Genomic DNA, 13,166 nt, shown 5'->3' on the forward strand with positions numbered 1-13,166 from the left:
TTTAATTACAGCAATGATCTGATGCTCAGTAAAACGGGCTTTACGCATAGCGATCTCCTTTGTTGGCAGAGTGATTATGCCGGAGGGTCTCTAAATGTGAATGGCACGATTATGCGGGATACTTACAGTTATATCTGGCTGTTGTTCTCGATCTCTTCTCACGTCGGGTTATAGGCTGGAGCATGGGAGGACGAATGACCGCTGAATTAGTGATGGATGCATTATTGATGGCGGAATGGCGACGTAAACCGACAGCAGAAGTATTAATCCATTCAGATCAGGGTTCTCAATATACCAGCGAAAGGTGCCAGCATTTTATGGCATCTCACAATTTGAAAAGCAGCATGAGTCGTCGGGGTAATTGCCATGACAACGCAGTGGCAGAAAGCTTTTTCCAGTTGCTAAAACGGGAACGCATAAAGAGACGGATCTATAAAAACAGGGAAGAAGCGAAGGCAGATATCTTCGATTATGTAGAGATGTTTTATAATGCTAAACGCCGCCACAGTGCCTGTGAGGATCAACCCCCTGCAATTTATGAAAGTGCCTGGTTCATGAGGCACGGAACCGTCTAGGAAACTGAGGTCTATTCAAAATAAGATAAAACATAATAATTTCATCAAGTTGCATGGTAATTTATCCAGGATCCATTTGTGTCCAGGACGTAAGTCTTCACAGCTGTCGAATCAATTCTATTTCGTAAGGCGGCTCACGTTTTTATGCCCTGAGCAGCGCTTTTCCGGCTGGAACTTTCCACCCACTCATTCATTGTGATTTAATATGCTAAACCGGTTTAATTAAGTTTAGCCTTGGAGGGTTTTAGCATGAAAGCAAAAGTTTGGGTTCTGGGCGACGCAGTGGTGGACCTGCTACCGGAGAGTGAAGGGCGCTTGCTACAGTGCCCTGGAGGCGCGCCGGCTAACGTGGCGGTAGGGGTTGCCCGCCTTGGCGGCAACAGCGGATTTATCGGCCGCGTCGGCGGTGACCCGTTTGGCCGCTACATGCGTCATACCCTGCAACAGGAGCAGGTCGACGTCAGCCATATGTATCTTGACGATCATCACCGCACGTCCACTGTGGTGGTCGACCTTGATGACCAAGGTGAACGCACCTTTACCTTTATGGTACGCCCCAGCGCTGACCTGTTCCTGGCTGAAGAAGACCTGCCACAGTTTGCCGCCGGACAGTGGTTGCACGTCTGCTCCATCGCGCTCAGCGCCGAGCCCAGCCGCAGTGCTACCTTCGCGGCTATGGAGAACATCAAGTCTGTCGGCGGTCGGATCAGCTTTGACCCTAATATTCGTCCTGATCTCTGGCAGGATCAGGCTTTGCTGCAAGCCTGCCTCGATCGCGCTTTGTCCATGGCAAACGTGGTAAAGCTATCGGAAGAGGAGCTGGTCTTCATCAGCGGCAGTAAAGATTTAGCATACGGAATCGCCAGCGTAACAGAGCGCTATCAGCCGGAATTGCTACTGGTGACGCGGGGCAAAGCGGGGGTGCTTGCCGCTTTTCAGCAGAAGTGTACCCATTTCAGCGCTAAACCGGTTGTCAGCGTGGATACCACCGGTGCGGGCGATGCGTTTGTCGCCGGACTGCTTGCTAGCCTTGCTGCCAACGGGATGCCGGCGGATATCAATGCCCTGGAGCCAACGCTCGCTCTGGCGCAAACCTGCGGTGCCCTGGCAACCCTGGCGAAAGGCGCGATGACTGCCCTGCCATACCAGCGCGATCTACACCGCCAGATTTGATCCTAAATACCGTCGTACGCGGTCCACTTTGTTGCATCCATCACACTTATTAAACCGGTTTAGCAAAATCAATTTCAAAATGTTAAATGTCGTGCTTAACATAGCAACTAAACCGGTTTAGCAAAGACACACAATTTTTTATTTTCCTTTTGGGATGCAATCAATATGTTCAGAAAAAGCACACTCGCGGTTCTTATCGCTTTGCTAACCGGCGCCGCCTCAGCCCATGCACAAACGGATCTCAGCAGTATCGAAGCCCGTTTAATTGCGCTGGAAAAACGCTTACAGGATGCCGAAAACAGAGCGCAAACGGCAGAAACCCGCGCAGAGTCGGCAGAGAAGAAAGTACAGCAGCTCACGACACAGCAACAAAAAACCCAGGACAGCACTCAGGAAGTGGCTCAGCGTACCGCCAAACTGGAGAAAAAAGCCGATGAGAAAAGCGGGTTTGAGTTCCACGGCTACGCCCGCTCCGGCGTGATAATGAATGACTCCGGCGCCAGCACCAAATCCGGAGCCTACATGACGCCAGCAGGGGAAACCGGTGGGGCTATTGGCCGCCTGGGAAACCAGGCCGATACCTATGTTGAAATGAATCTTGAACATAAGCAGACCCTGGATAACGGGGCAACGACCCGCTTCAAAGTCATGGTCGCCGACGGTCAAACCACTTATAACGACTGGACGGCGAGCACCAGTGATTTGAACGTGCGTCAGGCCTTTGTTGAACTGGGCAACTTGCCCACCTTCGACGGGCCGTTTAAAGGCTCCACCCTGTGGGCCGGGAAACGCTTTGACCGGGATAACTTTGACATTCACTGGATCGACTCGGATGTCGTGTTCCTCGCCGGTACCGGCGGCGGTATTTATGATGTCAGGTGGAACGACAGCGTTCGCAGCAACTTCTCTCTTTACGGGCGTAACTTCGGCGATATTGCTGATACCAGCAACAGTGTGCAGAACTACATCGTCAGCATGAACAATTTCATCGGGCCGGTGCAGATGATGGTCAGCGGGATGCGGGCAAAAGACAACGACGAACGCCAGGATACCAACGGTAATCCGGTCAAAGGCGATGCGGCAAATACCGGTGTACATGCGCTGCTCGGGTTGCACAACGACAGTTTTTACGGCCTGCGTGAAGGTGCCAGCAAAACCGCCCTGCTCTACGGTCACGGACTGGGTGCCGAAGTTAAAGGTGTCGGCTCTGACGGCGCGTTACGCTCGGGGGCTAACACCTGGCGCTTCGCCAGCTACGGCACCACGCCACTGAGCAAGAACTGGTTTATCGCCCCGGCGATACTGGCACAAACCAGTAAAGACCGTTATGTCGATGGCGACAGCTACCAGTGGGCAACCCTCAACATGCGTCTGATCCAGGAGATCAATCAAAACTTCGCCCTCGCTTATGAAGGCAGTTACCAGTATATGGATCTCAAACCTGAAGGTTATAACGATCGCCATGCGGTAAACGGCAGCTTCTACAAGCTCACCTTCGCCCCGACCTTTAAGGTTGGCGACATCGGCGATTTCTTCAGCCGTCCTGAAATCCGTCTTTACACCTCGTGGATGGACTGGAGCAAAAAACTCAATAATTACGCCAGCGATGACGCGCTGGGCAGCAGTGGTTTTAAATCGGGCGGCGAATGGTCGTTCGGGATGCAGATGGAAACCTGGTTTTGATGGTTAACACCTGGCGACAGTAACCGCCGGGGCGACAAAATACGTTTCGTCGCCCCGGACACAATAACAACGAAGAGAATGCGCCCCGGCTACCACGGGACGACAACTCGAAAATCAATACGCATTCAGAGGGTACTATGGATTTTGAACAGATTTCCCGCTCGCTACTTCCGCTTCTGGGAGGCAAGGAAAATATCGCCAGCGCCGCGCACTGTGCCACACGCCTGCGCCTGGTGCTGGTCGATGACTCACTGGCCGATCAGCAGGCCATCGGCAAAATTGATGGGGTGAAGGGCTGTTTCCGTAACGCCGGACAGATGCAGATTATCTTCGGCACCGGGGTGGTGAACAAAGTCTACGCCGCCTTTATCCAGGCGGCAGGGATTGGCGAATCCAGCAAATCGGAAGCTGCCGACATTGCGGCGAAAAAACTGAATCCTTTCCAGCGCATTGCCCGCCTGTTGTCGAACATCTTTGTGCCGATCATCCCGGCTATCGTCGCCTCCGGCCTGTTGATGGGCCTTCTGGGGATGGTTAAAACGTACGGCTGGGTCGACCCGGGTAACGCCATCTACATCATGCTGGATATGTGCAGCTCAGCGGCGTTTATTATTCTGCCGATTCTGATTGGCTTCACCGCCGCCCGCGAGTTCGGTGGTAATCCTTATCTTGGCGCGACGCTTGGCGGCATCCTGACTCACCCGGCGCTCACCAACGCCTGGGGTGTGGCCGCCGGTTTCCACACCATGAACTTCTTCGGCCTTGAGATTGCCATGATCGGCTATCAGGGCACGGTGTTCCCGGTGCTGCTGGCGGTGTGGTTTATGAGCATCGTTGAGAAACAGCTACGTCGCGTGATCCCCGATGCACTGGATCTGATCCTGACGCCGTTCCTGACGGTGATCATTTCCGGTTTTATCGCCCTGCTGATTATCGGCCCGGCTGGTCGCGCGCTTGGCGACGGTATTTCGTTTGTCCTCAGCACCCTGATTACCCACGCCGGTTGGCTGGCCGGACTGCTGTTTGGCGGTCTCTATTCGGTTATCGTCATTACCGGTATTCACCACAGCTTCCACGCCATCGAAGCGGGACTGCTGGGCAACCCATCCATCGGCGTCAACTTCCTGCTGCCGATTTGGGCGATGGCCAACGTCGCTCAGGGCGGTGCTTGTCTGGCGGTGTGGTTCAAAACGAAAGATGCCAAAATCAAAGCCATTACCCTGCCCTCGGCGTTTTCTGCCATGCTCGGCATCACCGAAGCGGCGATTTTTGGTATTAACTTACGCTTTGTAAAACCGTTTATCGCAGCCCTGATTGGCGGCGCGGTGGGCGGCGCGTGGGTGGTATCCATGCATGTTTACATGACCGCGGTGGGCCTGACGGCTATCCCTGGCATGGCTATCGTGCAGGCCAGCTCGCTGCTGAACTACATTATCGGGATGGTTATCGCCTTTGGCGTCGCCTTTGTCGTCTCCCTGGTACTGAAATACAAAACGGACGCTGAATAATGTCACATCCATCACGCCTGCCTGCGATTTTGCAGGCTGTTATGCAGGGCCAGCCGCGCGCGCTGACCGACAGCCACTATCCCCGCTGGCACCATGCGCCGGTGACCGGGCTGATGAACGATCCCAACGGCTTTATTGAATTTGCCGGACGTTATCACCTGTTTTATCAGTGGAACCCGCTCGCCTGCGATCATAAGTTCAAGTGCTGGGGGCACTGGAGCTCTGCCGACCTGCTGCACTGGCAACATGAGCCGATCGCGCTCATGCCGGATGAAGAGTATGACCGCAACGGCTGCTACTCCGGCAGCGCCGTGGATAGTCAGGGCACGCTCACCCTGTGCTATACCGGCAACGTAAAATTTGACGACGGCAGCCGAACCGCGTGGCAGTGCCTGGCGACGGAAAATGCCGACGGCACGTTTACCAAACTCGGCCCGGTATTACCGCTGCCGGAGGGCTATACCGGCCACGTGCGTGACCCGAAAGTCTGGCAGCACGAAGGTCGCTGGTACATGGTGCTGGGCGCACAGGATTTGCAAAAGCGTGGCAAGGTGTTGTTATTCAGCTCAGCGGACCTTCATGAGTGGACGAGTCAGGGCGAAATCGCCGGTTATGGCATCAATGGCCTGGACGACGCGGGCTATATGTGGGAATGCCCGGACCTGTTTGCCCTCGGCGACCAGCATGTCCTGATTTGCTGCCCGCAGGGCGTGCCTCGTGAGAAAGAGCGCTATCTCAACACCTACCCGGCAGTGTGGATGAGCGGCGATTTCGACTACCACCGCGCGGCCTTCGAGCATGGCGAACTGCACGAATTGGACGCAGGGTTTGAGTTCTACGCCCCGCAAACCATGCTTACCAGTGATGGCCGCCGTCTGCTGGTCGGCTGGATGGGCGTGCCGGAGGGCGAAGAGATGCTTCAACCGACCCTCACCAACGGCTGGATCCATCAGATGACCTGCCTGCGTGAGCTGGAGTTTATCGATGGTCAGCTATACCAACGTCCTCTACGAGAGCTGAGCGCCCTGCGCGGCGAAGCGCACGGCTGGGCAGGGAACTCCCTGCCGCTGGCACCGATGGAAATCGTTCTACAAACCACTGGGGACGATATTTTGAGCCTCGATTTTGACGGCGCATTAACCCTTGAACGCGATGCCAGCGGGATCCGCCTGGCCCGACCCAGTCTGGCCAGCGACGAGAAGCATTATCGTTACTGGCGCGGAGACGTCCGCTCGCTGCATATTTTCATCGACCAGTCTAGCGTGGAGATTTTCATCAACGGCGGCGAAGGAGTGATGAGCTGCCGCTACTTCCCGGCCTGTTCAGGGCAGCTAATGTTCTCCGGCATCACACCGGACGCATTCTGCTACTGGCCGCTGCGAACTTGCATGGTAGAATAAGCGTTTTGCCTCAAGCTCATGGCGTCGTAATGAAAACTAAACGCGTAACCATTAAAGATATCGCCGAACAGGCTGGCGTCTCAAAAGCGACCGCCAGCCTAGTACTGAACGGTCGTGGTAAGGAGCTGCGTGTGGCGCAGGAAACGCGTGAGCGAGTACTGGCGATTGCCCGTGAGCAGCACTATCAGCCAAGCATTCACGCCCGCTCGCTGCGCGACAACCGCAGCCACACCATCGGACTGGTGGTGCCGGAGATCACCAACCACGGCTTTGCGGTCTTTTCACATGAGCTGGAAATGCTGTGCCGCGAAGCAGGCGTCCAGCTATTGATCTCTTGTACTGATGAAAACCCCGGTCAGGAGAGCGTGGTGGTCAATAACATGATTTCCCGCCAGGTTGACGGTCTGATCGTCGCTTCATGTATGCACAACGATGCCGACTATCTTAAGCTCAGCCAACAACTGCCAGTAGTGCTGTTTGATCGTTGTCCTAATGAAAGCCTGCTGCCGCTGGTGATGACTGATTCGATTACCCCAACGGCGGAACTGATTTCCCGCATTGCACCTAAGCATAGCGATGAGTTCTGGTTTTTAGGCGGTCAGTCGCGTCTGTCGCCTTCACGCGATCGTCTGACCGGCTTCACGCAGGGTTTGGCTCAGGCGGGTATTGCACTGCGCCCGGAATGGGTGATTAACGGTAACTACCACCCGAGCTCAGGCTATGAGATGTTCGCCGCACTCTGCGCGCGACTTGGGCGGCCGCCTAAGGCGCTGTTCACTGCCGCCTGTGGACTGCTCGAAGGGGTACTGCGCTATATGAGCCAGCACCATTTACTCGACTCAGATATCCATCTGACGAGCTTTGACGATCACTATCTTTATGATTCGCTGTCGCTGCGTATCGATACCGTACAGCAGGATAACCGCCAGTTGGCCTGGCACTGCTATGATCTGATAAGCCAATTGATCGAGGGCGATACGCCCGAAACGCTACAACGCTACCTGCCCGCAACGCTGCAGTTTAGGCATCAGTAATAACTGAGCATTTTTGAATACCCTACAGAGGTGAAATCTGGTGCGAATCCAACAATCAAAAATCAATATTTGTAGTGATGTGATGCGGATAGGTCTTCACTGCATCAGTAATCACACCAATCGGTTTAAACGGCAAACTGAGTGGTGGTAAAGACTGACACCGGCATTATTACTGTCACTGTGGAACATCACTCCGGCGGGTTTACCGCGAGCTTCCCACGCAATTTCCAGCGCTTTGATGTCAGCTTGCTGTCCGGTGTGAATGACATTGCCCAACCCTCAGGTTTCCTTGCGAACAGATCGAGAACAACAGCAAGGTAAGCCCAACGCTTGCCTGTCCAGATATACGTCACATCGCCGCACCACACCTGATTCGGTTCTGTCACTGCAAACTGTCGCTCAAGGCGATTCGGGATAGCGGTGTGTTCATGACCACCACGTTTATACCGGTGGGTTGGCTGCTGACAACTCACCAGACCCGGTTCTTTCATGAGCCTTCCGGCAAGCCAGCGTCCCATTCTGAAGCCTTTCAGGGTTGCCATAATCGCGATACTTCTTGCGCCAGCAGAGCCATGGCTGATGTTATGCAGTTCCAGAACCTGACTGCGTAACACAGCTCGCATGCCGTCTGGCTTTTCGGGGCTTTTTCCCCAGTATTTGTAGCTGCTGCGATGAACCCCGAACACGTGGCAAAGTGTGACCACAGGATACTGCGCTCTGAGTTTCCTGATTAATGAGAACTGTTCAGGGAGTCTGACATCAAGAGCGCGGTAGCCTTCCTGAGAAACTCCCGGTTCACACGCATAACTCGGGATCTTGCTGGAGAGAGTAACCCAGTGATTTTGCCCTTCGTTTAAGCCCGTCGAGTACGCGATTACGGTAGCGCTCTTCATAATAATCCGCGCCAGGATCGACATATTTCTGACCGTATTTAAGGGCATTGTAGAACAGTATTGCCAGTTTTCTTGCCGTTGCAGTGACTGCTTTTGCTTTCCCGATACGGGATGATAATCGACGATAAAAAGCACCCAGCGCTGTATCGCTCCGGCCAATTGTTGTGGCTGCCAGTCTTAGTGCAGCAGCAATTCGACTGGATGAACGCCGTGTTTTCGAGGACAGTACTTTTCCACCGGAGATCTTATTCCCCGGGGACAAACACAGCCACGAGGTAAAATGGCTCGCATCCGGCCAGCGATTCATGTCAGTACCGCATTCGGCAACGAATTTTAGTGCCAGATAAGGTCCGAACCCATGTATCTGTGTCAGGTCTGCTCCGGTAATTTTCCAGAGTAATGGCCTGACATCAAAGGAAAGCTGATTGGGCTGTTTTGTACGATGTCTGGCGGAGGGCAATACTCCTTCAGGCTCTTCAGTTCCGGTGCTGAGCTGCAATAATGAAGTTTCGATTTGATCATCACACTCACGGATTTTTTCCTGGTAAAAATCGAAAAATGCCACCGACTGTTCAAGTGCAAAAAGATGTTCAGGCTGCCAGTTCCCTGTCAGTGCCTGTTGAAGAACCTCTGGCGTCTTTTTACATCTGACATCACGATACTGGATCAATACTGAAGGATCGCGCTCACCACTGACAATAGCTCTGACGATTGAAAGACCGGTAACGCCAGTAATATCCGATACGGCATGATGCAATTGAACATTCATCTGCATCAACGCCTTCTGCATATGTTGGATATGAGCAGCCCGGTATTCAGTCAGGCGTTCCCGTTGTCTCAAATAAGACCTGAGTACGGAAATGTCGTGTTCAGGTCTGAAACTGGCCCGAAGAAGGCCAAATGAATGCAGCTTCTGCAGCCACTGTGCGTCATTGACATCAGTCTTGCGACCGGGAACATTTTTTGCGTCTCTGGCATTAACAAGGATCACATTGAAACCCGCAGCCTCAAGGATCTCAAAAGCAGGCAACCAGTAAACGCCAGTGGACTCCATGGCAATGGTCGTAATGTGACAGGTTTTGAGCCAGTCGGACATCCGATGAAGGTCGCCAGTGAAACTTTGAAAAGTTCTGACCGGCTCGGCGTCAGCATCCGGTGGAACGGCGACTACGTGGAATTCAGCGCCAATATCAACGCCCGCAGCATGAGGATGGATAACAGACATTCGGGAGGATTTTTTCATGGAAATCTCCTTGCTCATTTTTCAATGAACGAAGGAGGGGACGACGGAGAAATCACCTTCCTGAACGGGATCAAAGTCACCACTGCCGGATCCGCCACAGTCCCTGAACCATGTTTTTTTACGGGGTCATACCACCAAAAGGCCGACGGCCGCTTCCTTCGCTAAATTAGCCTGCCAACTTTTCCGGGGAGTTTCTGAGACTCAGGACGGGGTTTCACCCATGGACAGTTTTTTAATATGTCCCGTTCGTCGGTAACCCGCTTCAGCTCTTTCTGGAGACGGCGGATCTCGGTCTGAGCAACTGACTGTTCTTTATTAGCGGAAGAATCCGGACCGTACTTCTTTATCCAGGCGTAAAGGCTGTGGGTGGTGATATCGAGACGTGTTGCAACGCTGGCAACAGAATAACCGCGATCGACAACCTGTTTGACTGCTTCAATTTTAAACTCTTCGGGATAACGCTTACCGCTCATGGGCACCTCTCTTTAAGCCATCTTAAATGACTCTGAGGTGTCTGTTAAACCTGTGGCGATTCAACTCATTAATTATTCTTCACCAATATCTTTATAGAATGCTATTTCCTTATATTCCGCATTAGGTATACGTAGGAAAACAAAACAACGTTTTATATAATAACGATTAATGACGTTAGCAAAACCGTTCATATACTAAAATGGTCCATCTCAATGAATTTTGCATAGGGTCTATTGATTAGGCTGTTTTTTCTACAAGCAACAAGAAAGAATAGATATTACTAATTTTGTAATGTTATTATTTTTAACGAACTAATTATCGCTCTAATTTTTTTTCGTGAGTAATGCTTTTAAATTGAAGTGCTAGTTTGTTTAGTGTATTACTATTTTTTAACCATATAGCTCATTACAATATGCTTAGAAAGCAATAGAACAGATTGAGTTGGCACTGAAATAGGCTAAAACCGACATACGTATCGGGGAAGAGAACAGAATTTTGTGAGGCGGCGTGAGGAATGAGGGCGTAGAAGATTATGATTAAGAAAACATTATGCAGCTTATTGCTGGCCGTACTTTGTGGCGGCATGGTTGGCCCCGCAGTGAGTGCGGAGAATGACCATCGGTATATTAGTATTCGTAATACGGATAGCAGTTGGGTGCAGGGCGTGTGTTCTTTGGTATTCCGGCTGGATAACGGCGGTGATGGGACATTCAATAACCTGACAGTCAGCTTACAATTAACTGATAAATCGGGAGCCGTTCTGGAAAAAGGAACTCTTGATGTTCAGCCGTTTGGCGATAGCAGTGCAACTCGCTCAACCCTTTCGGCAACTGAATTCAGCTGTGATGCGGTTGAAAATACAGCCAACATCGTGATTACCCACGTTGAGGAAACGTCTTCGGATGGTTCAGTCCATGCTCTGCCACTGTCGATGTTTGATCCGCAATATTATCAACCATTAAAAATGAGCGTACAAAAAAGCGGATAGCTTTAGCTGCCTTCTATGGGGATGATAGATATACATCCCCATTACGACGAAATAAGCGTTTATGCTTTGTTGATTAAATCGATAATACGATCGCCTTCTGTATCTTCTTGCGCAACTCGGCTAAAGATGCTGCCATCGTTTTGTGTACCCACCTTGATAGGTTCCTTGCAATCTTTGTGGAAGATTCTTTTCCCTTTTTTTGTGACAACCACACCTGACATATCGCCGTGCTGCTCTTTATCGTAAACAATATATTCATAGGGGCCTTTGACGACACGTATCCAGTAAAGCGAGCCACCGGCGATCATCTGAGAATTATAGTAGGCGTTAACCCCCGGTTGATTAGTGACAAGATTCAGCTCAGCAGTCGGAGCAGACTGGGTTCCCAGGGCATATCCCGCGCTATCCTGCGCAATAAAGGCGCTGGCGTATTTATTATTGGTGAGCAGGCATTCCAGCGTTAATTGTTCCTGATCCTCCGCACTGTAAGACGCAGCTAAAGCTGTCTGGCTGAGTGACATACAGACAATGGTCAACGCTGCAATTCGTAGAGTTAATTTCACGTTCCTTACTCCTTTATAAACTGACATGTTTAAGATTAGTGGCCGTTCTTTACTTGTTTGCAGGTATCCAGCCAGCCAGCTGTATCAATTTTGCCGTTCGCTAGGTATTTTTGCTGATTCTGCCAATGAGCAGCGAGGAACGGCTTAAGACCGGAAAGACGTTTATTCAGCGTCAGCATCTGATTGAACACGTTCACTTCGCCTTTTAGCCCTGCTTGCCCATACAGGGTGCCGGAATCCACCAGACTGCTGGCGTAGTAGCTCGTTAGCTGCTGTAGACGATCGGTTTGTTCCGCCAGCTTATTTTTGCGGATGGCACAGTTGGCATCGCTGCTGTCTTTATCTTTGCACAGCAGCTCATAATTGTGATTGAGGAAGTCAAGGAAACGACCATCGTCCTGTAATTTGGTACAGAGAAAAGAGCCCAGATTCAGGCTGGCGCGGATAGACTGTGCTCTTTCTTCTTGCTGCTGCTGGTTGCTGGCACGAAGTTGGTTTTCCAGATCTTTCAGCTTTTTCTTCAGCTCGCCGTCTTCAACGCCAGAAGCCAGGCTACCTAACGCTTTCGCCGTATCATTGGACCCGGATTTGCTGCTCTCTGCGCCCGTTTTATCATCACCGAGAGTCGACCAGTTTTTCTCAAGAAGTTTGACCCGGTCCGTTGAGGTAATTGCCTGGGAAACCAGCACCAACCGCAGGCCCATTGTTTTACTGGTAAAAGGCTGGGCATTATCGTAATAGTTAATTTCTTTACGGCTAGCGCTGCGGATATCCGACTCACTGGACATCACGCTGCCGCCACGCACCACAAAACCGCCAGCCTGGCCATGCAATCGATTAATTTTATTGAGGTAGAAGGGGGTAAACATCATCTCAGAGACGTTGCCTAACATATCGTACAGGCCGAGCGGGTTAGGATTTAACAGACCGATGAGCTGAAGTTTCCCGTTTGAGGACTGCGAACCGGAATACCACTCATAATTTTTGATGTCGTCCATCGGATAACGGGAATCACGAAACTGTGCGGTATCCACTTTCAGACCGCCGCGCGCGGCAAACTCCCACTCTACTTCGGTGGGCAGTCGTAAAAAACCTGGCTTGTTATCTTCTTTCGGCAGCTTGTCGAGCGCGTTTGCGCGTAACCACTGGTTATATTTATCGGAGAAATTAACGGCCTCAAACCAACTGATGCTGGTTTGAGGGAGGCTAAGTTTACGCGATGGTGTCGGGCAAGTATCGGAAGTTAATGCCTGATATTGCAATGCCGTCAGCTCATATTTCGCCATTAAATAATAACGGCCTTTATTTTGGGGCGTTTCAGTAAAGCTACCGGCGATAAACGTGGGATAACTGTGTTCCACAAAGCCCCATTCACCGCCATCTTCCCCTAAGGTGATGGGAATATCATCCAGAGGACCGGCTACTGGAATTTCTACCCGACGAAATACCATCGAACCTTCGCAGGGCATAGGCAAAATCACGTCATCGCTATCCGGCTTCGGATTATAGGTTTTCTCTGCCCACGGTTCTGCCAGCGCGGGGGAGATCTTCACCAGCAGGGCTAGCGCCAGGCAGCGCGATAATGTGGAAGGAGTAAAGGCCATGAACGATCTCCGCTAAAATAGATGCTTA

9 protein-coding genes and 3 pseudogenes are annotated in these 13,166 nt (G+C 51.7%); 7 read left to right on the forward strand and 5 right to left on the reverse strand.

All coding sequences use genetic code 11. From position 1 onward, the window contains the following. Positions 1–128: 128 nt before the first annotated feature. From OOJ59_RS13210 to OOJ59_RS13235, 6 genes and pseudogenes are all read left to right on the forward strand, one after another. Positions 129–575 (forward strand): annotated as a pseudogene (locus tag OOJ59_RS13210) (IS3 family transposase); the annotation flags it as partial. A 249-nt stretch (positions 576–824) separates the two neighbouring features. Beyond that, a complete protein-coding gene (locus OOJ59_RS13215; RefSeq protein WP_047359077.1) occupies positions 825–1,748 on the forward strand; it encodes an aminoimidazole riboside kinase in 924 nt (307 codons plus the stop codon). A gap of 165 nt (positions 1,749–1,913) precedes the next feature. Beyond that, positions 1,914–3,431, forward strand: a complete 1,518-nt coding sequence (locus OOJ59_RS13220) for a carbohydrate porin (RefSeq protein ID WP_003029587.1) — start codon at positions 1,914–1,916, stop codon at positions 3,429–3,431. Between the two features lie 137 nt (positions 3,432–3,568). Further along, positions 3,569–4,939 carry a sucrose-specific PTS transporter subunit IIBC gene (locus tag OOJ59_RS13225; protein WP_000345204.1) on the forward strand — a complete coding sequence of 457 codons (1,371 nt, stop codon included), beginning with the start codon at positions 3,569–3,571 and terminating at the stop codon, positions 4,937–4,939. Next, complete coding sequence (locus OOJ59_RS13230) at positions 4,939–6,339, forward strand: sucrose-6-phosphate hydrolase (RefSeq protein ID WP_040232051.1); 1,401 nt, start codon at positions 4,939–4,941, stop codon at positions 6,337–6,339. Before OOJ59_RS13225 ends, OOJ59_RS13230 begins: the two co-directional genes overlap by 1 nt. Before the next feature lie 29 nt (positions 6,340–6,368). Next, positions 6,369–7,373: a LacI family DNA-binding transcriptional regulator gene (locus OOJ59_RS13235; protein WP_003029591.1), complete on the forward strand. Its 1,005-nt coding sequence runs from the start codon at positions 6,369–6,371 to the stop codon at positions 7,371–7,373. Positions 7,374–7,538: 165 nt separating this feature from the next. Here OOJ59_RS13235 and OOJ59_RS13240 read toward each other — a convergent pair. The 3 genes and pseudogenes from OOJ59_RS13240 to OOJ59_RS13250 all read right to left on the reverse strand — a co-directional run. Next, positions 7,539–8,152, reverse strand: a pseudogene (locus tag OOJ59_RS13240) (IS3 family transposase); the annotation flags it as partial. A 16-nt stretch (positions 8,153–8,168) separates the two neighbouring features. After that, positions 8,169–9,509 (reverse strand): IS110 family transposase, encoded by a 1,341-nt coding sequence (locus OOJ59_RS13245; protein ID WP_008786676.1) that lies wholly within the window; start codon positions 9,507–9,509, stop codon positions 8,169–8,171. Positions 9,510–9,739: 230 nt separating this feature from the next. Beyond that, a pseudogene (locus tag OOJ59_RS13250) lies at positions 9,740–9,982 on the reverse strand (transposase); the annotation flags it as partial. A gap of 533 nt (positions 9,983–10,515) precedes the next feature. Between OOJ59_RS13250 and OOJ59_RS13255 the strand changes: the two are divergent. Next, positions 10,516–10,971, forward strand: coding sequence for an IrmA family protein (locus OOJ59_RS13255; RefSeq protein WP_094168643.1), 456 nt, complete (start codon positions 10,516–10,518; stop codon positions 10,969–10,971). A gap of 59 nt (positions 10,972–11,030) precedes the next feature. Here the strand turns inward: OOJ59_RS13255 and OOJ59_RS13260 are convergent, their stop codons facing one another. Together OOJ59_RS13260 and OOJ59_RS13265 are read right to left on the reverse strand one after the other, a co-directional pair. Beyond that, positions 11,031–11,534, reverse strand: a complete 504-nt coding sequence (locus tag OOJ59_RS13260; protein WP_040232055.1) for a hypothetical protein — start codon at positions 11,532–11,534, stop codon at positions 11,031–11,033. Between the two features lie 35 nt (positions 11,535–11,569). Then, the gene (locus tag OOJ59_RS13265) at positions 11,570–13,138 is read right to left on the reverse strand and encodes a formylglycine-generating enzyme family protein (RefSeq protein ID WP_040232056.1); all 1,569 of its coding nucleotides are present in this window, start codon (positions 13,136–13,138) and stop codon (positions 11,570–11,572) included. Positions 13,139–13,166 lie beyond the last annotated feature (28 nt).

It is taken from the genome of Citrobacter sp. W9 (assembly GCF_026719375.1).
Lineage (GTDB): Bacteria > Pseudomonadota > Gammaproteobacteria > Enterobacterales > Enterobacteriaceae > Citrobacter > Citrobacter werkmanii.